Here is a 26574-nt window from a genome sequence, read left to right on the forward strand (position 1 = left end):
AAAGTAATACCAATTTTAACTTTTTTATTCGTCTTTATGATAAAATTATCAATTTGAATATAAAATATACAAAAAAAAGCTATTCCGTTTCTGAAATAGCTTTTTAATTAACGTTTAACTCTTACTTAATATTTAGTTCAAAAGGCATTAGTGCTTGAACTCCTTTTAATTGATTGGCTTTTTTAATTTGTTGAATTAACAAATAACTTTCCTCTCCAAGGTGTTCTCTTAATAAAGCATCTTTTGTTTGGAACATTGAAATTCCTGTAAGATTGTTTAATAAATCTTCAAAACTTTGCTCGTATTCAGGATAATTTTCAACCTGATATGATTTTGTTTTTCCTAGAGTTGCTGCATGTTTTATGGCATCTTCAAGCCCGCCAATTTTATCTACTAGTCCAAGTTTTAAAGCATCAGTTCCTGTCCAAACTCTTCCTTGTGCAATAGAATCTACTTGTGCAGTTGTCATTTTTCTACCTTCGGCAACACGTTTTAAGAATGTTCCATAAATGGTTTCTATACTTTCTAATGTGATTTTTTTGAAGTTTTCATCAATTGGTTCAAATAAACTGTATCCCGAAGCATTTTCATGTGTTTTAACTTGTTCAGCGTTTATACCAATGTTTTTAGCAAAAGTTGACATGTTTGGAAGCATTCCAAAAACACCAATAGAGCCTGTTATTGTACTTTTTTCAGCGAAAATTGTGTTAGCATTACAAGCAATGTAATATCCGCCAGAAGCTGCAACATTACCCATAGAAACTACAACTGGTTTTATCTTTTTAGTCAATTCTATTTCTCTCCAAATTAATTCAGATGTTAAAGCGCTTCCTCCTGGACTATCAATTCTAAGAACAATTGATTTTACATTTTTATCTTCGCGAGCCGCTTTTAAAGAACGTTTGATTGAACCTTCACCAATTATGTTTACTTCACCTTCGCCACCACGAATTTCTCCTTGAGCATAGATTACTGCAATAATATCTTTTTTAGTATAATCAGATATTGAAGTTGCATTGTTTTTAGCATAATCTAAAATGCTAATTGTATTATAGTCTTCTTTTTTAGAAACTTTTAATTTTGTTTTAATAGCATTATGATATTCATCTTCATAAGATACTTTGTCAATTAAATTATGAGCTAATGCTAACTCAGGTGTTCTTGCGTTTAATTGATTAGCAATGGCATTTAAACTATCTATTGAAATATTTCTGCTTTCTGAAATATCGCTTACAATTGTATTCCAAACCGAATTTAAAAGAACTGTAACTTGTTCTCTGTTTGCTGGACTCATTTCTTGGTTCAAGTAAGGTTCAACTGCACTTTTGTATTTTCCATGACGAATAACTTCCATTTTTATTCCTGTTTTTTCTTGTAATTCTTTCATGAATAATACTTCAGAAGAAAGACCTTTAAAATCAAGTTCGCCAATTGGATTTAAATAAACAGTATCTGCTACTGAATTTAAATAATAATCTTTCTGTGTTAAATAGTCAGAATAGGCAACTACAAATTTCCCCGATTTTTTAAAATCCGCTAATTTTTTTCTAATTGCTTGACTTTGGGCTAAGCCTAAATTAGATTGATTTTTTAAAATTGAAATTCCTTGAATTTTATCGTCAGTTTTTGCGTTATCAATTGCATTTAAAACATCTGTCAATCCGTTATGATTGGTTTCAAAATAGTTAAAATCTTTAAAGTTTATTTTTCCTGCATAATCTAGCGAAACTTCTGATAAATCTAATTCAATTACCGAGTTTTTCTTTACCGTTACAGTATCATCATCTCCTCCAAAAACAGCTCCAATTAAAATTATTCCGAAGAAAAATATCATACAGAATATAAATATTCCAATTATTGTAGCTAAAACATTACCTATAAATTTCATCTTAAAATGTACTTTTTTTAAATTGTGCTTATATGTCTTAATTACTATTAAAATGTTACATGTTCATAAAAAAACAGAAAACGTAATTCATAAAATTAAAATTGTTTGTTATTTTGCCTTTAATGAAGAACCAGAGTAAAATAGTGTTATCACTAGGAAGTAATTTAGGCGATAGATTAAAAACTATTCAGCTTTGTATTGATACTATTCATAGCTCAATTGCAACAGTAGTAAAGGTTTCTAAAGTTTACGAAACTCCTTCTTGGGGTTTTGAAAGTGATCCCTTTTATAATTGTGCAGTAGTAATTCATTCTTCAAAATCTCCTCAAAAGTTACTTTCTTCGTTATTAAGTTTAGAAAAAAAAATGGGAAGGGTTCGAAAGAATTCTCAAAATTATGAAGCTAGAGTTATCGATATTGATATTATTTCGGTAAATGAAGAAATCATTGAGACAGATTCTTTGAAAGTGCCTCATCCTGAAATGCAAAATAGAAATTTTGTTTTGTATCCAATGAGCGATTTGAATTTAAATTGGGAACATCCTATTTTGAATAAATCAGTTTCAGAGTTATTGAGTTCTAGTTCAGACGAAAGCAATTGCGTTGTTGTTGAAAAATTAATTTCTCCAATTGAAAAATTAAATGTTCAGCAGTTAAATTATATTGCAATTGAAGGAAATATTGGTGCCGGAAAAACAACTTTAGCGACCAAAATAGCTAGCGATTGTAATGCAAAATTGGTTTTAGAGCGTTTTGCCGATAATCCTTTTTTACCAAAATTTTACAAAGATCAATCGCGTTATGCTTTTCCTTTGGAAATGTCGTTTTTAGCCGATAGATACCAACAATTATCAGATGATTTAGCGCAATTTGATTTGTTTAAAGATTTTGTAGTAGCAGATTATCATATTTTTAAATCACTTATTTTCGCAAAAGTTACTTTGCAAGAAGACGAATTTCGTTTGTATAAAACCATGTTTGATATTATACATAAAGAAATGCCAAAACCCGACCTGTATGTGTATTTGTATCAGAATACTGAACGTCTTTTGGAGAATATCAAAAAACGCGGAAGAAGTTATGAGCAAGAAATTCCTGCTGATTATTTAGAGAAGATAAACAGAGGTTATTTAGATTATATCAAAACCCAAACCGATTTAAATGTTTTAGTTATTGATGTTTCTGATTTAGATTTTGTAAAAAAACAAGAAGATTATATTTTTCTATTAAACGAAATCAATAAGAAAATTTAGTTCTTTTTTCTTTGCTTGGTTACAATTAATCTTCCTATAATAATAAACTGTAATGCTGCAATTAGTTTGTAGTTGGTTAATGGATTATTCGGGATCCAATCTAAAATTGTAGCAAGCATTATTGTAAATGAAACAAGTAGAATAAGTATAGATAATGGCCCGATTTTCATAGTTTACATTTTTTGAAATAAATCCCAAATTACAATTCCAGCTGTTACTGAAATATTTAATGAATGCTTACTGCCTAATTGCGGAATTTCAATTACACCATCACTTGCGTTTATCGCTTTTTGATTCACACCTTTTACCTCATTACCAAAAATCAAAGCGTATTTTTTTGCAAGTTCAGGTTGAAAATCATTTAACATAATTGAATTTTCAGTTTGCTCAATAGCAAAAACAGTTACGTTTTCTTGTTTTAGTTTTTCAATAACATCTAAAACATTTTCAGCATGTTCCCAGGCCACTGTTTCTGTAGCACCAAGTGCAGTTTTATGAATTTCTTTATTTGGAGGAACAGCTGTAATTCCACATAAATATATTTTTTCAACCAAAAAAGCATCTGAACTTCTAAATACCGAACCAATATTGTGTAAACTTCTTATATCATCTAAGATAATGATAATAGGCGTTTTTTTAGCAGATTTAAATTCTTCTTTACTAATTCTATTGAGTTCTTCGTTTGCTAATTTTTTCATTTTTCATTTTTCAAAGTCCCAAAGATACAAAGTTGAAATTGTATTTTGTTATTGAAATTGCTTTTTGAATTTGTCATGGATTTTTCCAATTGCAATTGCACTTGATTTTCGTAACTTCGCAAACAGTATTTAAAAAAATAGAATTGTGGCGAAAAAAGCAGCAACACCAAAAGAAAAAAAAGAAACTCCATTAATGAAGCAATACAACGGTATTAAAGCAAAATATCCTGATGCTTGTTTGTTGTTTAGGGTTGGCGATTTTTATGAAACTTTTGGAGAAGATGCTATTCGTGCAGCTAAAATTTTAGGAATTACATTAACCAAACGTGGCGCTGGTTCGGATAGTGAAACTGCTTTGGCGGGTTTTCCTCACCATTCTATTAATACTTATTTGCCTAAATTGGTCAAAGCCGGACTTCGAGTAGCTATTTGCGACCAACTTGAAGATCCTAAAATGACCAAAACCATTGTGAAACGTGGTGTGACCGAATTAATTACGCCTGGAGTTTCTATGAATGATGAGGTTTTAAATTCTAAATCTAATAATTTCTTAGCTTCCGTTTCATTTGGTAAAAAAAATCTGGGAATTTCATTTTTAGATGTTTCTACAGGCGAATTTTTAACAGCACAAGGAAATGAAGAATATATTGATAAATTATTACAAAATTTCAATCCAAGTGAGGTTTTAATTCCAAAACAGAATAGAGTTCAGTTCAAAGAAGTTTTTGGAGAAGATTTCCATACGTTTTATCTAGAAGATTGGGTTTTTAAAGAAGATTATGCTTTTGAAAGTTTAACCCAACATTTTCAAACGGTTTCGTTAAAAGGTTTCGGAATTGAAGATTTGCAAGATGGTGTTATTGCTTCGGGAGCCATTTTGTATTATTTATCGGAAACTCAACATAATAAAATTCAACACATTACAAATATTCAGCGTATTGCGGAAGATGCATACGTTTGGATGGACCGATTTACGATTCGAAATTTGGAATTGTATCATTCTACTAATCTAAACGCTGTTACTCTTTTAGATGTAATTGATAAAACGCTTTCGCCAATGGGTTCGCGTTTATTGAAACGTTGGTTGGCTTTACCTTTAAAAGATGCAACACGAATTAAAAGCCGTCATGAAGTTGTTTCTTATTTGAAAGAAAATAAAGAAGATTTACAAAAAATACAATATCAAATCAAACAGATTTCCGATTTGGAACGTTTGATTTCAAAAGTGGCAACTGGGAAAATTTCGCCAAGAGAAATCATTTATTTAAAAGATTCTTTAGATGCGATTATTCCAATCAAAACATTGGCTTTAGCAAGTAAAAATGAATCATTAAAAGTTATTGGCGATAGTTTACATGCTTGCGATTTACTTCGAGAGAAAATCTCAACTACTTTAAATCAAGATGCACCAGTTGCTATTAGTAAAGGAAATGCAATTGCTACAGGTGTTAATGAAGAATTAGATGATTTACGCGCTATTTCGTCTAAAGGAAAAGGATTTTTAGAAGATTTAGAACAAAGAGAGAGCGAAAAAACGGGAATAACATCTTTAAAAGTCGCTTTCAATAATGTTTTTGGTTATTATATAGAAGTTAGAAATACACATAAAGATAAAGTTCCTGAAGATTGGATTCGTAAGCAAACATTGGTAAATGCCGAGCGATATATTACTGAAGAATTAAAGGAATACGAATCTAAAATTTTAGGGGCGGAAGAAAAAATTCAACAATTAGAAGGGCAGTTGTTTGAGCAATTGGTCAATTGGATGGGTACTTACATTAAACCGGTTCAATTAAATGCCAACTTAATAGCACAATTAGATTGTTTAAATTCGTTTACACAATTAGCAATTGAAAATAACTACTCACGACCAGAAATTGTTGATGGTTTTGATTTAGAAATTACAGAAGGTCGCCATCCAGTAATTGAAAAACAACTGCCAATTGGAGTTCCTTATATTTCAAACAATGTGTTTTTAGATAGAGAAACCCAACAAATGATTATGATTACCGGACCAAATATGTCGGGTAAATCGGCTATTTTGCGTCAAACTGCTTTAATTGTACTCTTGGCTCAAATGGGAAGTTTTGTTCCTGCAGACGCTGTTAGAATGGGAATTGTAGATAAAATTTTCACTAGAGTAGGGGCGAGCGATAATATTTCTATGGGAGAATCTACGTTTATGGTCGAAATGAATGAAACTGCTTCTATTTTGAATAATATTTCAGAAAGTAGTTTGGTGTTGTTAGATGAAATTGGAAGAGGAACTTCAACTTACGACGGAATTTCAATTGCTTGGGCTATTGCCGAATATTTACATGAACATCCAAATAAACCAAAAACTTTATTTGCAACACACTACCATGAATTAAATGAAATGGAAGTTTTGTTTGACCGAATTCAAAATTATAATGTTTCTGTAAAGGAGCTAAAAGATACAGTGTTGTTTATTCGTAAATTGGTAAAAGGCGGAAGTGCTCATAGTTTTGGTATTCATGTTGCTAAAATGGCTGGAATGCCACAAACAGTAATTCAAAAGGCACAAAAAATATTAAAAAAGTTAGAAAAAGATCATTCTGGTGAGAATTTAAGTGGTCCTGGTATAAAAACGGAAGAAGAATTACAATTGAGTTTTTTTAATTTAGATGATCCTTTATTAGAAGAAATTAAGGAAGAAATAATGAATATTGATATTAATACATTGACTCCTGTAGAGGCTCTAATGAAGCTAAATGAGATAAAACGCATGTTGGTAAAGAAATAAATTTTAAATAAAAGATTAGTTATCAAAAGGTTGAAAAAAACTTTTATTTTTTTTGTAAAAAGCACTTGTAAAAAATAAAATAGGTGTTATATTTGCATCCGCAATAAGAGATAATCTAATTGTAAAAGTTCTTAAAAATATATTACGCGAAAATAGCTCAGCTGGTAGAGCGCGACCTTGCCAAGGTCGAGGTCGCGGGTTCGAGCCCCGTTTTTCGCTCAATACTGTACCAAGGTTTTTTTTAAACCAAATGCTTGAGTGGTGGAATTGGTAGACACGCTGGACTTAAAATCCAGTGGGTAGTAATACCCGTGCGGGTTCAAGTCCCGCCTTGAGTACTAAAAGCTTCAAATTTTATTTGGAGCTTTTTTTGTTTAAATTAATGTTTAAATAGTTTGTGGGTTTAATTAAAATAATTATATTTGCACTCGCAATCAGGGATAAGGTTAGGTACTTCTTTATCTCTTATTATTGAAAAAAAAACTACCTTTTAAAAATACTTGCTTGAGTGGTGGAATTGGTAGACACGCTGGACTTAAAATCCAGTGGGTAGTAATACCCGTGCGGGTTCAAGTCCCGCCTTGAGTACTAAAGCTTCAAACTTTGTTTGAAGCTTTTTTTATTTATATATTTCTAGTTTTAAATATATTTAAATTCTAACACTACTTTATAGTTTTAAATAAAATATGGCAACATTTGTAATTACAAAACGTTTAAATGATATGTACAAGTACGAGCTTACCTCTAGAAAAGGAAAGACTATTTTTACAAGTAATAATTTTGAATTACGTTTTGAGTGTGAAGAGCAGATAAATTATTTACAAGAATCGTTAGAAAGAGTAGTATTTTTAAAATTTAAATCAGGTAGAGGAAAGTTTTTCTTTAGGCTTGTTTTGGATGAGAAGGAATTAGCTGTAAGTAGAAAGTTTTCAACTCAGTTGATGTTGGAAAAAAGTATAAATGAAATTTTAAAATATACACCTATGGCTGAAATATTAGATTTTTCAGCGGATATTGATATTTTTAATGATTCAGGTGAATTATAGTATAAAAAAAAGCCCCACTAAGTGGAGCTTTATTTTTTTTGATAGCGTTAACTATTAGTGAGCAGCAGGAGCAGCTTCTTCTTTAACTGCCTCAACAGCTTCAGTAGCAACAGCAGCAGCAGAATCAACTACTTCAACAGCAGTTTCTTCAACAGCTTCAACAGCTTCAACAGCAGTTTCTTCAACAGCTTCAGTGTTAGCTTCAGCTTCTTTACAAGATACGAACATCATAGCTACTAACGCCATGCTTAAAACAACTTTTTTCATCTTAAAAATTATAAAAGGTTAATTATTAATTCTTAGCAAAGATATAAATTTTTTGACACGGCAAAATAATTTTACACTTTTTTTTTTATTTTTTTTTTAAGGCCTTTTAATTTCATTATCAATGCTTTATGATACGTGGCTTTAGAAGGCTTTTAATATATTACTTGTTTATCTTTGTTTTTGGGTGCACTAGTTCCATTTCTTCAATTAAGTGTTTTGCACCTGCATATTTGTCAATGATAAATAAGACATATCTTACATCAACCATTATGTTTCTACAAATTGAAGGATCATAATGTATGTCGCTCATTGTTCCTTCCCAAACACGGTCAAAATTTAGACCAATTAAGTTTCCTTTTGCATCAATTGCAGGGCTTCCAGAGTTCCCTCCTGTTGTATGATTTGTAGCTATAAAACATACTGGCATTTTACCGTTTTCAGCATATTGACCATAATCTTTATTTTTTATCAAATCAATCAATTTAGCAGGAACATCAAATTCATAATCACCAGGAATATATTTTTCCATTACACCTTCTAAATGAGTCACAGGCTCATAATAAACCGCGTCATTTGGGCTATACCCTTTTACTTGACCGTAAGTAATTCTCAAAGTACTATTTGCATCTGGAAAGTATCTTCCTTCTGGAAACAACTCTAATTGAGCTTTCATGTAGTTTCTTTGTAATGCTCCGGTTTCTAAATTTAACTCATCGTATTTTGGGGCAATGTTTTTGTAATAGTTATCAGCTAATTTTTTTACCAATTGGTAACCTAAATCTTTATTTAAGTTTTTCAAAATAGTTTTTGAATCTCCTTTTAATAAAGTTTTTAATCCTTCGTATGAAGTTAATTTAGATTTAGTATATATGTCTGCCGTAGTTTTACTGTAATTCATTGTTTTTAAATCAGCTGGGACTAATGGCGATTTTTGTCCGTAAAGAGCAATTAGTTTTTCAAAAACTTTTTCATCTACACTGGCATTAAAATCTTTATAGAAACTTTCTAAACTTTTAATAGTATTGTCTTTTCTATCGTTAAAAGATTGTTCTCCTTTAGTAGAATATACTTGCTCTAATTGGTATAAACGAAATCCAACACTTAATAATTCGGTGTTTCTTAAAACGGTTTCTATAAAATAATCTCTAGCTAATGAATAATCATTAATTGCTTTGTAATTTTTTTCAAAATCAGCAAGTAAAGAACCGTATTCATTTTTTTTATTGTTTTTTATTACTCTTTTTTGGAATTCTTCTTCAAAATTTTGTTTGATTTGAATTGCATTAGATTTTTTTAAACCTTGGCTTTCCCCAATCCATTTTTTCCAATAATTTGCAACACTTGCAAATTTTGATGCATATTGAATTTTGATAGTTTGGTCTTTTCTCATGAAACCATCTTGTACTTTTAAAGCGGCATCTCTTAATTCAATTTTTGCTGGATTTAATGTATTAACAATTTGTTCAACTGCAAATGATGGTAAATATTCTTGTGTTCTTCCAGGGAAACCAAAAACCATTGTAAAATCATTTTCAGCAACCCCATCTAATGAAATAGGTAAAAAGTGTTTTGGCGTATAAGGAACGTTATCTTTTGAATACTCAGCAGGTTTATTGTCTTTATTAGCATAAATTCTAAATAAAGAAAAATCACCAGTATGTCTTGGCCAAACCCAATTGTCTGTATCAGAACCAAACTTACCAATTGAACTTGGTGGAGCTCCAACTAAACGAATATCTTTAAACGTTTCGGTAACAAATAGTATGTATTGATTTCCTTCGTAAAAAGTTTTAATCTTGTTTTCTTGCCAAGACTCTTTAGGGAATGAAGTTTGTAATCTACTGATATTATCGGCTATTTTCTTTTGTTTTTCATTCTCTGATGAAATTTGTGAAACACCTTCTAAAACCGTATTGGTAACGTCATGAATACTTACAATTAGAGTAGCAACCATTCCTGGGTTTGCTAACTCAGAATTTAAATCTTTTGCCCAAAATCCATCTTGTAAGTAATCGTGCTCCACAGTAGAATGACTTTGAATTTCTCCATAACCACAATGATGATTAGTTAGCATAAGTCCTTTAGAAGAAATTAATTCTGAAGTACAACCACCGTCAAAATGAACTATTGCGTCTTTAAGACTAGAGTTGTTTGCGTCATAAATATCTTGAGCTGTCATTTTCATTCCTAAAGCTGTCATTTCGCTTTCATTCATGCCTTTTAGCATGCTTGGAATCCACATTCCTCCTTGCTGAGCATGTAATTGAACAACAAATAGGATAATAAATAATTTTAAAATTCTCATAAGTTTAAAGGTTTTATAAAGTGTGCAATTTACTTAAAAATTGTATGTTTATTTAATGATTAAGATGATTTATTATTTTGTCAGTTGCTCCTTTATTCATTTGAACAAAAGTGCTGCAAATATGTCCTTTTTCAATTCGCTCGTCTTCATTTTGAAGCAATAAATTAAAAGCTTCATTTAATTGTGTCTGATTTTGAATAGAAATACAGCCTTCTATATTGACTAAAGCTGTAGCTTCCGCAAAATGGGAATAATTTGGCCCAATAACAATTGGTAAACCAAAAGTGGCTGGTTCTAAAATATTATGAACACCAGGATTTCCAAATCCACCACCAACATAAGCAATGTCTCCATACGAATATATTTTGGTTAAAATACCAATGGTGTCTATGATGAAAACTTGATAGTTTTTTAAATTTGGTTTTCTTAATGTTTCTATAGAATAATCAGAATATTTGAATTTACTTATTTTAATTTGTTTATAAAGTGAGTCAATCTGCTCCTGTTTAATATTATGCGGTGCAATAATAAATTTCACATTTTCAGAAGAATTATTAATGTAATCAATTAATAAACTTTCGTCTTTTGGCCAAGAACTTCCTATAACGATAGTTGTTTTATTGTCTTTAAATTCTTCAATAAAGTCTAATGAATTATCTCGTTCTAAAATAGCAACAACTCTGTCAAAACGAGTGTCACCAGAAATCTTCACATTGGTAAAACCAATACTTTGAATGAGTTTTTTTGATTTTTCATTCTGAACAAAAAAATAATCAAAAGTTTTTAAAGCGTTTCTGTAAAACGAACCATACCATTTAAAAAACATTTGATTTTCTCTAAAAATTCCTGAAATTAAATAGGTTTTTATTTCTTGTTTTTTTAATTCGTTCAAATAATTAGGCCAAAATTCATATTTAATAAAAAAAACCATTTCTGGATGTGCTAATTTAATGAATTCTTTTGCATTTGATTTTGTGTCTAAAGGCAAGTAAACGGTAACATCAGCAACCGTATTGTTTTTTCGAACTTCATATCCAGAAGGAGAAAAGAAAGTGACAATTATTTTATGAGAAGGATATTTAATTTTAACCTTTTCAATCACAGGTAAGCCTTGTTCGTATTCACCTAATGAAGCAGCATGAAACCAAATGGTTTTATCAGTTGGACTAATTTTACTTTGTAAAGTCGAAAAAACATCTTTTCTTCCGTCAACAAAAAGTTTCATTTTTGGGCTAAAAAATGCCAAAATTTTTACTATTTGAGAAGCAATAATTGATATAATATTGTAGATGAAAAACATTTCCTTTTTTTTGAGGAGTTAAAAATACGTTTCTTTTGGTGATTATTAAATTATACAGCATAATTTCTTACTTTTGTTCTACTTAATTTTATTCAAATGAGAAAACTACAAATGGTTGACCTAAAAAGTCAATACGAAAAAATAAAAGACGAAGTGAATGCTTCAATTCAAGAAGTTTTAGATACAAATACATATATAAACGGACCTTTAGTTCATCAATTTCAGGCCGATTTAGAAAAATATTTAGGGGTTAAGCATGTAATACCTTGTGCTAATGGTACCGATGCTTTACAAATTGCAATGATGGGTTTGGATTTACAACCTGGCGATGAAGTAATTACTGCCGATTTTACTTTTGCAGCAACTGTTGAAGTAATTGCTTTATTACAATTGACTCCTGTTTTAGTAGATGTTGATATGAATAATATGAACATTTCGCTTGAAGCAATTAAAAAAGCAATTACTCCAAAAACGAAAGCAATTGTTCCTGTTCACTTGTTTGGACGTGCTGCGAATATGGATGCAATTATGGAAATTGCTAAAGAGCACAATCTATATGTAATTGAAGATAACGCACAAGCCATTGGAGCGGACTATACTTCAAAAGACGGTTCAAAAACTAAAGTTGGAACTATCGGTCATGTAGGTGCAACTTCATTCTTTCCGTCTAAAAACTTGGGTTGTTATGGAGATGGTGGAGCAATCTTTACAAATGACGATAAATTAGCACATACATTAAGAGGAATTGTAAACCACGGAATGTATGAAAGATATCATCATGATGTTGTTGGGGTAAATTCGCGTTTAGACAGTATACAAGCTGGAGTTTTAAAAGCAAAATTATCTCGTTTAGATGAATATAATAAAGCGCGTCAAGATGCTGCTAGAAAATATTCAACAGCTTTAGGTGTAAACCCTAATATTGTTGCGCCAACAATTTGTGAAGCTTGCGATTGTCATGTTTTTCATCAATATGTAATTCGAATTACAAATGGAAAACGTGATGGTTTATTAGCTCATTTACAAAGTAAAGAAATTCCTTGCGCTATTTATTATCCAATTCCATTGCACAGTCAAAAAGCATACGCTGACACAAGATATAATGAAGCAGATTTTCCAGTAACAAATCAATTATGTAAAGAAGTTATTGCATTACCAATGCATACTGAATTAGATGATGAACAAATTAAATTTATTACAGATTCTGTTTTAGAATTTGTTTAATTCGATTTTTAGATTGTTCGAATAATCAAATAATCGAAAAACTAAAAAAATGAAAATACTAGTAACAGGAGGATTAGGTTTTATAGGTTCGCACACAGTAGTAGAATTACAAAATGAAGGTTTTGAAGTAATAGCTATTGACAATTTATCCAATTCTTCTATTGATGTTTTAGAAGGAATTTTTAACATTACTGGAAAAAAACCAATTTTTGAAAAGTTAGATTTACGTGAGAAATCTATGGTTCAGGATTTTTTTTCAAGACATAACGATGTTGTTGGAGTGATTCATTTTGCTGCTTCAAAAGCTGTTGGTGAAAGTGTTGAAAATCCTTTGTTGTACTATGAGAATAACATTAATTCATTAGTTTATCTTTTACAAGAATTAACAAAATTACCTCAAGCTCATTTTATTTTCAGTTCATCTTGTACAGTTTACGGTCAAGCCGAAAAAATGCCAATAACTGAAGATGCACCTGTGCAAACCGCTATTTCTCCATATGGGAACACCAAGCAAATAGGGGAAGAAATTATTACAGATGTAGCTAAAGTTACCAATGTAAATTCAATTTTATTACGTTATTTTAATCCTATTGGAGCACATTCTTCTGCTGAAATTGGTGAATTACCTATTGGAACACCACAAAATCTAGTTCCATTTATAACACAAACTGCAATGGGATTAAGAAAGGAATTATCTGTTTTTGGAAAAGATTATCCTACCTCAGATGGAACTGCAATTCGAGATTATATTCACGTAGTCGATTTAGCAAAAGCACATGTTGTGGCACTAAAACGGTTGTTAAATAAAGAAAATAGTGAAAAGGTTGAAACTTTTAATCTTGGTACAGGAACGGGAAGTTCTGTTCTAGAAGTGATTAATACTTTTGAAAAAGTATCTAAACAAAAATTAAACTATAAAATTGTGGGTAGAAGAGAAGGTGATATTACCGAAGCTTATGCCAATACAGATAAAGCAAATGACGTTCTTGGTTGGAAAGCACAATCTTCTTTAGAAGAAGCGTTAGCAAGTGCTTGGAAATGGGAACAAAAGATTAGAAGATAATTAAAAATGCTTTCAATTTGAAAGCATTTTTTGTTTAATAGATTTTCAATAACCAATTAGGATCAGGGCAATTTTTTGAATAGAAATCCAAAGTGTTCATACTACAAACGCCTGCATAATCTCCTTTTTTGTCTTCCATGTCAATAATAATTTGAAAGTGTAAATGAGGTGCGTAATCACCATTAATTGGTGGTAAACCAAGATTTCCTATTTGTTCTCCTTTTTTTACAATTTGTCCAATTTCTTTTTCAAACAAGCTCTCTTCACTTAAATGTCCATATAAAGTATGGAAAGTAAAATTTTCAAAAGTATGTTCCAAAATAATTACGGGTCCATAATCACCAAGTGCTGTATTGTTTTGAAAACTATGAATTTTTCCATCTAAAGCAGCATAAATAGGAGCCGATTCATTAATCCACAAATCTAAGCCAATATGAATGTTACGTTCATCTGAAACTTCATTTTTAAAAACAGTACTACGCTTATATAAATTTCTGGTTTCTTTATAACCACCATATGCTATTTGCGCATTGTTGGTATCTAAATGATTTTGAATAAACTTTTCATAATCTTGAGCTGTTTCTAATTTATGTTTACCTAATTCAGAATTATTTGAAGATAGATCTAAAGCAACATATTTAGAATAGTCAATTTCATTTGAGATAACTTTAGCACAATTGAGTTGGTTAAAGAAAGCTTTAATATTTTCCATGTGAGATTTGTAAAAATAAAAAAAACCTCATATTTTTATGTATGAGGCTTTTTGTAAATTGTATAGATTAAGCCGAAAATGTTTCTGCTTCTTTATTGATTTTTCCAACCAATCCAACTAATACTTTTCCTGGTCCAACTTCTGTAAAGCTAGTTGCTCCATCAGCAATCATTTGCTGAACAGATTGTGTCCATTTTACCGGAGCAGTTAATTGAATGATTAAATTTTTCTTAATTTCTTCAGCATCAGAAACAGCAGTTGCCGTTACGTTTTGATAAACCGGACAAATTGGAGTAGAGAAAGTTGTTGCTTCAATTGCAGCTGCTAGTTCCTCTCTTGCTGGTTCCATCATTGGTGAATGAAATGCTCCTCCAACAGGTAAAATTAAAGCTCTTTTTGCTCCAGCTTCTTTCATTTTTTCACAAGCTTCTTCAACTGCTTTGTATTCTCCAGAAATTACTAATTGACCTGGACAGTTATAATTTGCAGCAACCACAACACCATCAATTGAAGCACAAATATCTTCAACAATTTTATCGTCAAGGTTTAAAACAGCGGCCATTGTTGAAGGTTTAATTTCACATGCTTTTTGCATTGCTAAAGCACGTTGAGAAACTAATTTTAATCCGTCTTCAAATGATAAAGCTCCGTTAGCAACTAAAGCAGAAAATTCGCCTAATGAATGTCCAGCCACCATTTCTGGTTTAAAATCTTCACCAAGTGTTTTTGCTAAAATTACCGAATGTAAAAATACTGCAGGTTGTGTAACCTTCGTTTCTTTTAATTGTTCAGCAGTTCCTTCAAACATTATGTCTGTAATACGGAAACCTAAAATGTCATTCGCTTTTTCGAATAATTCTTGTGCTAAAGGTGAGTTTTCATATAAGTCTTTACCCATTCCTGAGAATTGAGCGCCTTGACCTGGAAATATGTATGCTTTCATGATTTAAGTTTAAAAGTTTAATGGGTTATGAGTTTAAAAGATAAGCTCGAAACCAATGCAAAAATAGCATTTTTATTATAAATCAATAGTTTTTACGATTTCCAATAATTCATTTTTTAAATCAGAATTAATAATACCGTTTGTTTCGTCAAAATTTTCATAAAAACTTGGTAAAGAAAATGTGCCAACTAAATGAGCATCATGTCTTGGAAACCTATCTTTTGCAATGTCTAAAACCGATTGTCCACCACGAGCACCAGGAGAAGTTGCCATTAATAACATTTTTTTTCCTTGAAAAACTTTTCCGTTAATTCTTGAAGTCCAATCTAAAATATTTTTAAATGCAGAAGAATAAGCACCATTGTGTTCTGCCAAAGAAATAATTAATAAATCAGCACTTCCAATTTTTGTATAAAAATCAGTTGCCAAATTATGTATTCCGTTTTCTTTTTCTTTATCTACAGAAAAAATAGGCATTTCATAATCATTTAAATCTAAAATTTTGATTTCAACATTTTTAAATTGATGAGCAGCATATGTAGCTAGTTGTTTATTGATTGAGTTTCTACTTGATGAACCACCAAAGGCAATTATTTTTTTAGTCATTTTTTTGTATTTATTGATTCATAGGAATTTCCATTATTAAAAATTTAGAATCAGAGTTGGCTTTAATTTCAATTTCAGAAGTTTCCCAAACTCCAATTGCATCTCTTCTTTCCAAAACTTCACCATTTACTTCAATTTCTCCTTCAATATTCATAATATAAAAACCGTTCCCTTCTTTTTGAAGCGAAAGTTTTTTAGAAAAACCAGCGTCAAAATCACTTAAATAAAACCAAGCATCTTGATGAATCCAAACACCTTCATCATTTGAATTTGGTGATAATATTTGAGCAAAATTATTTTTTTGTAATGATTTGTCTAAAGTTATTTGTTGGTAACGCGGTTCTACATTTCTTGTTTTTGGAAACAACCAAATTTGGAATAACTTCGTTTGTTGATTATGATTTGGATTGAATTCAGAATGTTGAATTCCTGTTCCGGCACTCATAACTTGCACATCGCCTGTTTTTATAGTTGCAGTATTTCCCATACTGTCTTTATGTGCTAAATCGCCTTCTAATGGAATTGTAATAATCTCCATATTATCATGAGGATGTGTTCCAAAACCCATTCCTGCAGCGATTGTATCATCGTTTAAAACACGTAAAGCACCAAACTGAACTCTTTCGGCATTGTACCAACTCGCAAAGCTAAAACTATGATAAGCATTTAACCAACCGTGATTTGCATTTCCTCTTGTGTTTGCTTTATGTATAACTGAATTTTTCATAATGATATAAATTTAGTAATTATTATGATGCAAATTTACGTCATGAGTAAGGTAAGAGCACTTAACCTAGATTAAGAAATATGAATAATTTGTTTTTAATTATATTGAATAAAAGCCATTTAGAAAGTATTAAATTTGCAGTATTAAAACTTTAAAATGAAATATTTAACTACAATAGTTCTAATAATATTTTTTTCATCTAACATTTCTTTTTCACAAGTTGATTTTAATAATATAATTATTAAAAAAAGTATGTCTCAAAAATGGGAATTAGATAGTATTGATAAAAAAGGAACTTTTCGCTTTGTTTCTTATAAACCTGTTTATTTTACAGCAGCTCGTTGGTCTAATAAGAGTAACCAAGTGCCGTTTACTGAAAGTGGAGATTTTGCTGTTAAAGAAAATAATCTTTTTAATAATATTGAAGCTAAATTTCAAATTAGCTTTAAAAGTAAATTAATCCAAGATATGTTTTTTGGAACTGGTGATTTGTGGATGGGGTTTACCCAAAAGGCGCATTGGCAAGTTTATAATAAAAAGCTTTCTAGAGCATTTAGAGAGTTAAATTATGAGCCTGAAATAATTTTAAATTTTCCATTGCAAATTGATTTTTTTAAAGGAAAATTAAGAACTTTTGGAATTATTTTAAATCATCAATCTAATGGGAAGGATATTCCAACTTCTAGAAGTTGGAATAGAATTATATTAAATATAGGTTATGAGTACGAAAATTGGAGTGTAAATTTTAGGCCTTGGTATCGTGTGCCTGATTCGGAAGATGAAAATCCAGGAATTACTAGATATATTGGTGACGGAGAATTAGAAATAGGAACTAATTTTGGCCGACATGAAGTATATACCATTATGTCGCATTCTTTTAGTACTTTTAAAAATGGAAATATACAGTTAAATTATATTTTCCCTATTCATGGACATTTAAGAGGACATTTACAAGCATTTCATGGTTATGGAGAAACATTAATTGATTACAATGTAAGCCAAACTACTGTCGGAATTGGTGTGTCTTTTGCTAATTGGTAATGTTATTTTTTGAGTATTTTAGCCTTCATTTTGCTAAAAAATTCTGGTGTTACACCAATATAAGAAGCAATTTGTTTTTGAGGTACTTTTTGAATTAAACTTGGATATTTAGTACAGAATTTTTCAAATCGTTCTTCAGCCGATAAACTCAAGTTGTCCATTAATCGCTCTTGATTTGCAACCAATGAGTTTTCGGTTAAAATTCTAAAAAAGCGTTCTAGTTTTGGAATTTCTTGAAACAATTCTTCTTGATTTTCTTTAGAGAGTAAAACGACTTCAGCATCTTCATTTACTTCAACATAAAGATTACCAGGTTTTTGGGTTATTAGGCTATACATGTCTCCAATCCACCAACCTTCACAAGCAAATTGCAATACGTGTTCTACTATATTATCATTGATATTAAAACTTCTTAAAATTCCTGAGTTTACAAAATAGGAATGTTTACAAATTTCTCCGGCGTTTAATAAAACTGTTTTTGCTTTATAATGTTTGATTTCAATTTTAGATAAAATAGTTTCCTTTTCCAAATCAGAAAGAGAAACTATTTTTTCTATATTTTGAAGAATTAATGCCATTTATGAATTAACAGTTACCAATTTAGTAGTTTCTTTTGCTCTTTCCACAATTTCTTCGATAGAAGTTTCTAAATTGTCGTTCGTTAAGACAACTCCCATTCTTCTGTACGGTCTTGAGGTTGGTTTTCCAAATAATCTAAAATCGGTTTTTGGTAAGCATGCTACATTTTCAACTCCTGTAAATGTGGGGTTATTAGAGTTTTCAGAGGCTAATATAACCGCACTTGCACCATTTTTTTCTAAAGTAATTTCAGAAATTGGTAAACTTAAAATGGCACGTAAATGCAATTCAAACTCGTTAAAATTTTGTGTATTTGCGAGTGTTACCATTCCAGTATCATGAGGTCTTGGTGATAATTCAGAAAAATACACGCCTTCATTAGTTAAGAAAAACTCCACCCCAAAAAGTCCGGCTCCACCAAGTGCTTCTGTAACTTTTTTTGCCATATCTTGTGATTCTTCTAAATCTTTATCAGAAACTCTAGCTGGTTGCCAACTTTCTTGATAATCTCCTCGTTCTTGTCTGTGACCAATTGGTGCGCAAAACAGTGTAGGATTATTATTTTGAGTAACGGTTAATAAAGTTATTTCGGAATGAAAATTCACAAATGCTTCTACAATTACTTCAACTACGTCACCACGTGAACCTTCAACGGCATAATTCCAAGCTTTTGTAATGTCTTCAGTAGTTTTTATAGTAGATTGCCCTTTTCCAGAAGAACTCATCAAAGGTTTTACTACACATGGTATTCCAACAACTTCAACAGCTTTTTGCAATTCTTCGGCTGTTGTTGCGTAACGATAATTTGCAGTGCGTAGACCTAAATCTTTCGCCGCTAAATCACGAATAGCTTTTCGATTCATGGTGAAATTAGCCGCTTTCGCAGAAGGAACGACAGTAATTCCTTGTTTTTCATAATCATAAAAACGTTCGGTGCGAATAGCTTCAATTTCAGGAACTATAAAATCAGGATTGTGTTTTGCTACAATTCTGTCTAATTCGGCTCCGTCTAGCATGTTAATTACTTCAAAACCGTGTGCAACTTGCATTGCTGGAGCATTTTCATAACTGTCTACTGCAATAACCGTTTGACCGATTCGTTGTGCTGCAATTACAAATTCTTTTCCTAATTCTCCTGATCCTAATAGTAGTATTTTTTTGTTCATTGTTGTGTTGTTTACTTTGGGAATTAAATGGTAAGGACTCTAAAAATAGTTGTATAAAAAAGCCCCAAGTTTCCTTGAGGCATTATGTTTGTTAAGCTAAAGCTTGTTTTATTCTGCGCATTGCCTCGACTAATAATTCTTCGCTTGTAGCATAAGAGAATCTAATGCAGTCTGGATTTCCAAAAGCTTCTCCAGTAACTGTAGCTACATTAGCTTCAGCTAAAAGATACATTGAGAAATCAGTAGCATTTTCAATTTTGGTTCCGTTTAAGGTTTTTCCAAAAAATGATGAAACATCTGGGAAAACATAAAATGCGCCTTCTGGAACGTTGATTTTTAATCCTGGAATTTCTTTAATTAATCCAACGACTAAATCACGTCTTTTATGAAATGCTTCCACCATGTAATTTAATACCTTTGGATCTGCTTCAACAGCGGCAATAGTAGCGCGTTGTGCAATAGAATTTGCTCCACTAGTTACTTGTCCTTGAATTTTTGTACATGCTTTTGCAATAAATTCTGGTGCACCAATGTAACCAATTCTCCAACCTGTCATAGCAAATGCTTTGGCAACACCATTAACAGTAATTGTTTTTTCTAACATTCCTGGAATAGATGCAATACTGCAAAATGTTCCAGTGAAGTTAATATGTTCATAGATTTCATCAGAAACTACGTATATGTTTGGATGTTTTTCTAATACTTTAGCTAAAGCAGTTAATTCTTCTCTACTGTAAACTGAACCACTTGGGTTACAAGGAGAACTGTACCAAATCATTTTCGTTTTTGGAGTAATTGCTTTTTCTAATTGTTCTGCTGTAATTTTAAAATCGGTATCAATTGAAGTTGGTACTTCCACAGGAACTCCACCAGAAAGTTTAATAATTTCGTAATAAGAAACCCAATAAGGAGCTGGAAGAATAACTTCGTCTCCTTCATTTAGCATTACTTGCGCAATATTATATAAAGATTGTTTTGCTCCAGTAGATACAACAATATTAGAAGGCTTATAATCTAAATCATTATCTCTTTTAAATTTTTTGCAAATAGCTTCTTTAAGTTCTACATATCCATCAACTGGTGTATATGTACTATAGTTTTCATCAATTGCTTTTTTTGCAGCTTCTTTAATGAAGTCAGGAGTATTAAAATCAGGCTCACCTAAGCTAAGACTGATAATATCTTTTCCTTGCGCTTTTAATTCTCTTGCTAAAGCAGCCATTGCTAAAGTTTGAGAAGTAGATAAATTATTAATTCTATCAGATAATGGATTCATTGTGCAGTTGTAGTTATGAATTTATGCTAATTGTGGTTTTTGTCCTAAATCTTTTAAATGTTTGAAATGTGCAATTACTGCACTTGTCATTGTTTTGTATTCATGATATGGTAAATTACATTCTGCTGCAGTTTGTTTTACAAATTCAGCAATTTTATCATAATGAATGTGACTAATGTTTGGGAATATATGGTGTTCAATTTGGTGGTTTAACCCTCCTGTGTACCAGTTTACCAGCCAGTTTTTTGGAGCAAAATTTACGGTTGTAAATAATTGATGTACAGCCCAAGTATTTTCAATTTCACCATTTTCAGAAGGTTGTGGATTCGTTGTTTCATCGATAATGTGTGCTAATTGAAATACAACACTTAATATTAACCCAGCCACATAATGCATAACAAAAAAGCCTATTAAAACTTTCCACCATACTACTCCTACCACCATTGGGATTACCAGCCAAACTGAAAAATAAATAATTTTTGTAATTACTAAAGTTGTCCAAAGGATTTTTGGGCTTTTAGCTTCTCCATAAGATAATTTTCTTTTTAAATAACAAGCCATTTGTTTAAAATCAGTAGTAAGCGACCAATTGAAAGTCAATAAACCGTATAAAAATATAGAATAATAATGTTGAAATTTATGAAACTTCTCCCATTTTGCTGTCTTTGTAAAACGAATTACACGACCTGCATCTAGATCTTCATCATGACCGGGAATATTTGTATATGTATGGTGTAATACATTGTGTTGAACTTGCCAGTTGTAAACATTTCCGGCAAGAATATAAATACTTCCTCCCATAAATTTATTTACCCATTTTTTTGTTGAGTACGCTCCGTGATTTCCATCATGCATTACATTCATCCCAATACCTGCCATTCCAATACCTAAAACGATTGATAATAAAATAAAAATACCAAAATGAATTTTAGGGGAAGCAATTATAATAAAATATGGAGCTATGAAAAGTGTAAAAAGTATAATTGTTTTTAAATATAGTTTCCAGTTACCTGTTCTTTTAATATTATTCTCTTTGAAATATTCGTTAACTCTTTTATTTAAAGTTCTAAAAAACTTAGTGTCGTCTTTTTTTGAAAAAATAGGGGTGTTTGTATTCATAATCAAAATGATTTATTTGCTTCAAAGGTAATAATATTCTTTTTGAGCTTTGCTAAATTTTTCAAATAAAATGTTAATCTAAATAAGTACTTTTGTTAAAAATTATAAATAATGGAACTTTTATTAAGTTATTTTCCTCATTTGACTGAGATTCAAATAAAACAATTTCAAGATTTACAAAAATTGTATGAAGATTGGAATGCAAAAATCAATGTAATTTCTAGAAAAGATATAGATGAATTATATACCCGTCATATATTACATTCTTTAGGAATTGTAAAAATATTAGAATTTAAACCTGGTTCTAGAATTATGGATGTAGGAACAGGTGGTGGTTTTCCTGGAATTCCATTGGCCATCATGCATCCTGAGGTTGATTTTTATTTAATTGATGTAATTGCAAAAAAAATAAAAGTGGTAAATGAGGTGGCTACTGCATTAGGTTTAAAAAATGTAAAAGCTGAACAAAAGCGAGCTGAATTAGTAAAAGATAATTTTGATTTTATTGTAAGTAGAGCCGTTACTAATATGCCTGATTTTGTTGATTGGGTGGCTGATAAAGTAAAGAAAGAATCGAAACACGAATTAAAAAATGGAATCTTATATTTAAAAGGCGGCGATTTAACAGAAGAACTTGCTTCTTTTCCCAATGCTACTCAATACGATCTTTCTGATTTTTTTAAGGAAGAATTTTTCGAAACAAAAAAAGTGGTGCATTTACCACTTAAATTTAAGAAATAAAAAAAAGCCCTTTCAGTTCGAAAGGGCTTTTTTTGTTAGAAGATTACCTTCTTTTTGACTGTTTTTCCATTTATGTCTTCAATTTGAAGTAATAAAACAGTGTTTGTTTTTTTAAGGCTTTTTATTTGGTGTTCTTGGTTGTTAATGTTGTTTTGAGTTATTAATAACCTTCCTAAAGTGTCATACACTTTAATTAATTTGATATTTGTGTTTGAACTGTTTACATTAAGAATATTGTTATTCTCAAACACAAGAACTGAATTATCATTGAATATGTTTTCTGAATTTGACAAAAGACTATTTTTATATACAATCTCAAATCTATTATTGAATTCGCCAATTGCTGAATTAAACGTATAATTGCCTTCGTTTAAATTTTGAACAATTCCGTTGCTCTTATCTTTCAAGAAGATGGTTTGATTTTGTTCAAATAAACCATCAAAATCTCCTAAGCTTATTATAAATGTTCCAACGTTCTCTGTTTTAAAACCTAAAGGAACAATATCTTCATCAGTAAAAGGTAATCCTTTTGCTTGAATAACGTAACTTTCATCGTTTAATAAACTATAAATTGAGCTAGAACCATTGTTTAATAGTTTACCATCATAGCCTAAATCAAAATCATTAGTTGCATTTTCTGTATAACCAATTAGTACTTGATTGTGTGATTTGTCTGTTTCAGATAAATTAAGCCAGAACCTATGTTTCTCTTCGTTGTTAAGACTAACGGTTGAAGCATTTCTATTTACAAATAAATTATTACTTGTTTTATTTCTCATACTATTTGTAAAGTACATTGGTCCGGTTGCTAAAGAATTGATGTAAAAACCTTGTCCTGTTTGTACATATGTGTCAGGAATTAATGAACCATTTACTGCTGCAGTTCCACCAGTAAGGTTTCGCGTTGCAAAATTATTTAAAGTGTATACTCCACCCGTTGGAGCATTAGTGTTTGTCCAAAAATATAATGTACCATCAATAGTATTAGTGTTTCCAACAATAAACTCTTGAATGTTTAAAGGAGAAGGATAAGGATTTCCAATTAAATTGTAACCTAAACCTGTTCCTCCATTAATAATGTTAATATTTGTTCTTCCATTATAAGGCGTTCCCGTAAATTTTCCATTCCAACTAGTTATTGTTGATGGCATTGTGTTTTCAGCTCGAATTAAATATCCGTTACCTGCAGAAAAACTATTTGTAGAAGGATCTATACTTGAATAAGCTGTTGGTGTTGTTGTTCCGGTAGGAATATATTGGTAAAACCTATTGCTTAAGGTTGCTGGAGAAAACGATAATAAGTTTTGATTTGCAACTGGTGAAGACCAACCAACATAATCTTGTCTTTTTAATGATATGGTTTTGTTTACTTCAACATTACCAGTATTTTCTAATTCTTCAATTTGATAAATATTTGCATTGTTAGCCATTGCTAATTTTGCTCCTGTTGCAACTGTTATTTTTCCTCTTACTGTTATGTCGTGTCCAGATTGAAAATTAACTACAGCTGTTCCTGTTACAGAGATTGAGCATGCTTCAATATCTGAAGAAGATGTGTAATTTCCAGAGAAAGCAACTTGCTTATCTTTTGCTGGTAAGCCATTACTCCATGTTGTTCCATTCCATGTAGTAATAGAAGTGCATTTCAATTGTGGGTTTGTTATTTCGTCAAATGCAAATACAACGTTGTTTGGAGTTAATGTAACATGAAATTCGTTTGCTGTTGGAATATAATATGCGTCAAAAGCTGTTGTAGTACTTGATGTTATATTAGAGTACCAGTTATTAGTTGACGTAATTCCTAATGAACTTTGTGCAGGAATGAAATTAAATCGTTTAATAGTCATTGCATTTAAAAAACGGGTTAAAGTTGGATTGTCTCCTGCAGAATCTGCTAATCCTTCTATATCAAACATTCCTCCCGGCGCAGAATCTAAACCAGCAGTGTAGCTAAAAGATCTTGCGTTTGTTTGACCAGTTCCAATTGTAGCCCAAAAAAAAGTCCAAAGTTGTTTCCGTACTCTACTTACTCTGCTGTTGCCGTTAGCTGCAGGTGTGAAATTTAAATCTAAAAGTGCTCTTGTGAAACCAGAACTATCAGGTACATCTAGCCCGTTTAATACTGTCATTCCAGGGGTTCCTGTCATTGAACCGTTATTTGCACCATTTGAAATGGCTATGTTTCTACAGTTTTGCGGAAACCCGATAGTGTTTAATTCGTTTTGAAATATGTTTCTGTGAGTTGGATGTCCTGTTGGTAATAATGAAGCGCTTGAAGTATTAAAATCGGTTAAACTACCGCTTTGTAAATGTCCTTCAAAATGATCGATAAGCATTTGTCTTGCAGCTGGACTTTTTAACATTGAATCTACAATTGCTCTAACTGTTAGGTCAGAAATATCTCCGTCATAAGCTATATAATTGAACATGTGTTGCATTCCAATTGGAACATTTGCTCCTAAATGTGGAGAATCAAAAGATAACCACAAACGTGTTTTGTGATCCATTCCGTTCATTTCCATATAGCGTAAAGCCATTCTTGAAATTAACCCTCCCATACTTGGTCCAATAATTACTAACTCTTGGTCTCCAACTTTATTAGCATTTATATAATTAATTAGTTCAATTAATACTCGCGCATTTCGTTGTATATAATCTACACCTCCGTCAACGTTTGTTAAGCCGTCTGGTCTTGTGTAAATGGGAAAATTTAATACAACAACATCGTATCCTTCATTTCTCACAGATTCCCCTAAGTTTTGAACAGGTGAGCCGTAATTTAAAAGCGAATAAATGCTTGGAACATTTCTCCCGTCTGCAGGATCAAAACCATCTAAAATTATAATTGGCTTATCTAATAAACCTGCTTCATGGTCGTAGTAAATCTGGAATTCACCTACTCCAGCATGTGCAGAAGTTTCATTAACTCCTTGGTATGTTAATGAAGAGGTTATGCTTGTTAATGGTGTTATTGTTGATGGTGATCTTTGAGAAATATTTTCATTTCTATTTAAAGGAATAGCTTTTTCTTCAACAGTAATTGTGTTGCTATGTCTAAAAACTTCTCCATTAGTAAGTGTTATTCTAAAATCTATAGTTTTTTTACCAATAGAGTTGTAATTAATAGTAATAGATTTGTTTTCAATTATTCTTTGCCAACCTTGTTCGTTATTGAAGTTAATTTCAATTTTAGAAATATTTTTTTGAGTAGTGTTAAAAACAAAGTCACTATCTAAAATAAAAGTAACATTAGTCCCTTTGAACTTGTTAATTAAAGGTGATGCAATTCCTATAGAGTACTTGTCAAAATAATCAATTGAAGTATCTGTAATCTCGTACTGATTGTTTGAATTAAGATGAAGTTGATTGTTTGTTTTTATCTCTGGTTTAATTGACTCGAATTCGCTAATTAATAGAGATAATGGAACGTATTTTTTTGCAATACCGAGTTGAGATTCTTTTTCTAAAACTTCTAATTCAGGGAGACGCTTTAAATAATCAGCTCTTTGCATTTCATAATACACTTGCATGTAGTATAAATGCTCAATACCTTCTTTTTTTATGTTAGTTGCTTCAGAAATTGGTGCAACTTGATTGTACAATATTTTAGTATCTGTATAGTTTTTTAATAACTCAAACATGTTCTCTGGGTTAGAGTTTTTTTGAGCGTACGCAAAACTTACAATAAAAATGGTTAATAATGTTGTAATTTTTTTCATAAATAGTCTAAATTTTACAATTTTATATGCATGCATATAAAATTCTTGAACAATTTATAAAATTTTTATGATTTTTTTATGCTTTTCGAAAAAAAACGTTAAAATGTTGAGAATTGTCGATAAGAGTCAAAAAAAAG

22 protein-coding genes and 3 tRNA genes are annotated in these 26574 nt (G+C 30.9%); 10 read left to right on the top strand and 15 right to left on the bottom strand.

The genetic code is table 11. The features are described from left to right. Positions 1-121: 121 nt before the first annotated feature. Entirely contained in the window at positions 122-1888 is a 1767-nt protein-coding gene (gene sppA / locus OLM55_RS05160) for a signal peptide peptidase SppA (RefSeq protein ID WP_264560348.1), read from the bottom strand. Between the two features lie 122 nt (positions 1889-2010). On the opposite strand from sppA, the gene folK reads away from it, so the two are divergent. Continuing rightward, positions 2011-3141 carry a 2-amino-4-hydroxy-6-hydroxymethyldihydropteridine diphosphokinase gene (gene folK, locus OLM55_RS05165; RefSeq protein WP_264560349.1) on the top strand — a complete coding sequence of 377 codons (1131 nt, stop codon included), beginning with the start codon at positions 2011-2013 and terminating at the stop codon, positions 3139-3141. Here folK and OLM55_RS05170 read toward each other — a convergent pair. Then, positions 3138-3311 carry a hypothetical protein gene (locus OLM55_RS05170; protein ID WP_264560350.1) on the bottom strand — a complete coding sequence of 58 codons (174 nt, stop codon included), beginning with the start codon at positions 3309-3311 and terminating at the stop codon, positions 3138-3140. The genes folK and OLM55_RS05170 overlap by 4 nt on opposite strands. Positions 3312-3314: 3 nt before the next feature. Continuing rightward, a complete protein-coding gene (locus OLM55_RS05175) occupies positions 3315-3839 on the bottom strand; it encodes an RNA methyltransferase (RefSeq protein ID WP_264560351.1) in 525 nt (174 codons plus the stop codon). Between the two features lie 193 nt (positions 3840-4032). Here OLM55_RS05175 and mutS point away from each other — a divergent pair, with 193 nt between their 5' ends. The 5 genes from mutS (at position 4033) to OLM55_RS05200 (ending at position 7649) form a co-directional block, all read left to right on the top strand. Beyond that, positions 4033-6603, top strand: a complete 2571-nt coding sequence (gene mutS, locus OLM55_RS05180; RefSeq protein WP_264560597.1) for a DNA mismatch repair protein MutS — start codon at positions 4033-4035, stop codon at positions 6601-6603. 146 nt (positions 6604-6749) lie between these two features. Beyond that, positions 6750-6822, top strand: a tRNA-Gly gene (locus tag OLM55_RS05185). Positions 6823-6855: 33 nt separating this feature from the next. Next, positions 6856-6941: transfer RNA gene (locus OLM55_RS05190), tRNA-Leu, on the top strand. A 164-nt stretch (positions 6942-7105) separates the two neighbouring features. Beyond that, positions 7106-7191, top strand: a tRNA-Leu gene (locus OLM55_RS05195). A 98-nt stretch (positions 7192-7289) separates the two neighbouring features. After that, positions 7290-7649: a DUF1508 domain-containing protein gene (locus OLM55_RS05200; protein ID WP_264560352.1), complete on the top strand. Its 360-nt coding sequence runs from the start codon at positions 7290-7292 to the stop codon at positions 7647-7649. 54 nt (positions 7650-7703) lie between these two features. Here OLM55_RS05200 and OLM55_RS05205 read toward each other — a convergent pair whose 3' ends face one another. The 3 genes from OLM55_RS05205 to OLM55_RS05215 form a co-directional block, all read right to left on the bottom strand. Then, positions 7704-7916, bottom strand: coding sequence for a hypothetical protein (locus OLM55_RS05205; RefSeq protein WP_264560353.1), 213 nt, complete (start codon positions 7914-7916; stop codon positions 7704-7706). A 160-nt stretch (positions 7917-8076) separates the two neighbouring features. Next, a complete protein-coding gene (locus OLM55_RS05210; RefSeq protein WP_264560354.1) occupies positions 8077-10221 on the bottom strand; it encodes a S46 family peptidase in 2145 nt (714 codons plus the stop codon). 52 nt (positions 10222-10273) lie between these two features. Then, on the bottom strand, positions 10274-11521 hold the full coding sequence (locus OLM55_RS05215) for a 3-deoxy-D-manno-octulosonic acid transferase (protein ID WP_264560355.1): 1248 nt from the start codon (positions 11519-11521) through the stop codon (positions 10274-10276). A gap of 96 nt (positions 11522-11617) precedes the next feature. Between OLM55_RS05215 and OLM55_RS05220 the strand changes: the two genes are divergently transcribed. Next, complete coding sequence (locus tag OLM55_RS05220; RefSeq protein ID WP_264560356.1) at positions 11618-12745, top strand: DegT/DnrJ/EryC1/StrS family aminotransferase; 1128 nt, start codon at positions 11618-11620, stop codon at positions 12743-12745. Between the two features lie 49 nt (positions 12746-12794). Further along, complete coding sequence (gene galE / locus OLM55_RS05225) at positions 12795-13808, top strand: UDP-glucose 4-epimerase GalE (RefSeq protein WP_264560357.1); 1014 nt, start codon at positions 12795-12797, stop codon at positions 13806-13808. A 34-nt stretch (positions 13809-13842) separates the two neighbouring features. On the opposite strand, the gene OLM55_RS05230 is transcribed toward galE, so the two are convergent. The 4 genes from OLM55_RS05230 to OLM55_RS05245 form a co-directional block, all read right to left on the bottom strand. After that, complete coding sequence (locus OLM55_RS05230; protein WP_264560358.1) at positions 13843-14520, bottom strand: peptidoglycan DD-metalloendopeptidase family protein; 678 nt, start codon at positions 14518-14520, stop codon at positions 13843-13845. A gap of 67 nt (positions 14521-14587) precedes the next feature. After that, the gene (fabD, locus tag OLM55_RS05235; RefSeq protein ID WP_264560359.1) at positions 14588-15463 is read right to left on the bottom strand and encodes an ACP S-malonyltransferase; all 876 of its coding nucleotides are present in this window, start codon (positions 15461-15463) and stop codon (positions 14588-14590) included. A 75-nt stretch (positions 15464-15538) separates the two neighbouring features. Beyond that, entirely contained in the window at positions 15539-16069 is a 531-nt protein-coding gene (locus OLM55_RS05240; RefSeq protein WP_264560360.1) for an NADPH-dependent FMN reductase, read from the bottom strand. 10 nt (positions 16070-16079) lie between these two features. Next, entirely contained in the window at positions 16080-16796 is a 717-nt protein-coding gene (locus OLM55_RS05245; RefSeq protein WP_264560361.1) for a pirin family protein, read from the bottom strand. A gap of 156 nt (positions 16797-16952) precedes the next feature. Between OLM55_RS05245 and OLM55_RS05250 the strand changes: the two genes are divergently transcribed. After that, positions 16953-17837 carry a phospholipase A gene (locus OLM55_RS05250; RefSeq protein WP_264560362.1) on the top strand — a complete coding sequence of 295 codons (885 nt, stop codon included), beginning with the start codon at positions 16953-16955 and terminating at the stop codon, positions 17835-17837. A 2-nt stretch (positions 17838-17839) separates the two neighbouring features. Here OLM55_RS05250 and OLM55_RS05255 read toward each other — a convergent pair whose 3' ends face one another. The 4 genes from OLM55_RS05255 to OLM55_RS05270 all read right to left on the bottom strand — a co-directional run bounded on the left by OLM55_RS05255 (position 17840) and on the right by OLM55_RS05270 (position 21977). Beyond that, positions 17840-18415, bottom strand: coding sequence for a Crp/Fnr family transcriptional regulator (locus OLM55_RS05255; RefSeq protein ID WP_264560363.1), 576 nt, complete (start codon positions 18413-18415; stop codon positions 17840-17842). After that, positions 18416-19582, bottom strand: a complete 1167-nt coding sequence (gene purT / locus OLM55_RS05260; RefSeq protein ID WP_264560364.1) for a formate-dependent phosphoribosylglycinamide formyltransferase — start codon at positions 19580-19582, stop codon at positions 18416-18418. 91 nt (positions 19583-19673) lie between these two features. Then, the gene (locus tag OLM55_RS05265) at positions 19674-20858 is read right to left on the bottom strand and encodes a pyridoxal phosphate-dependent aminotransferase (protein WP_264560365.1); all 1185 of its coding nucleotides are present in this window, start codon (positions 20856-20858) and stop codon (positions 19674-19676) included. A gap of 21 nt (positions 20859-20879) precedes the next feature. Further along, on the bottom strand, positions 20880-21977 hold the full coding sequence (locus tag OLM55_RS05270; RefSeq protein WP_264560366.1) for a fatty acid desaturase family protein: 1098 nt from the start codon (positions 21975-21977) through the stop codon (positions 20880-20882). 111 nt (positions 21978-22088) lie between these two features. On the opposite strand from OLM55_RS05270, the gene rsmG reads away from it, so the two are divergent. Continuing rightward, positions 22089-22718: a 16S rRNA (guanine(527)-N(7))-methyltransferase RsmG gene (gene rsmG / locus OLM55_RS05275; protein WP_264560367.1), complete on the top strand. Its 630-nt coding sequence runs from the start codon at positions 22089-22091 to the stop codon at positions 22716-22718. Positions 22719-22753: 35 nt separating this feature from the next. Here rsmG and OLM55_RS05280 read toward each other — a convergent pair whose 3' ends face one another. Further along, entirely contained in the window at positions 22754-26437 is a 3684-nt protein-coding gene (locus OLM55_RS05280) for a hypothetical protein (protein ID WP_264560368.1), read from the bottom strand. Positions 26438-26574 lie beyond the last annotated feature (137 nt).

Source organism: Flavobacterium sp. N2270, assembly GCF_025947225.1.
Lineage (GTDB): Bacteria > Bacteroidota > Bacteroidia > Flavobacteriales > Flavobacteriaceae > Flavobacterium.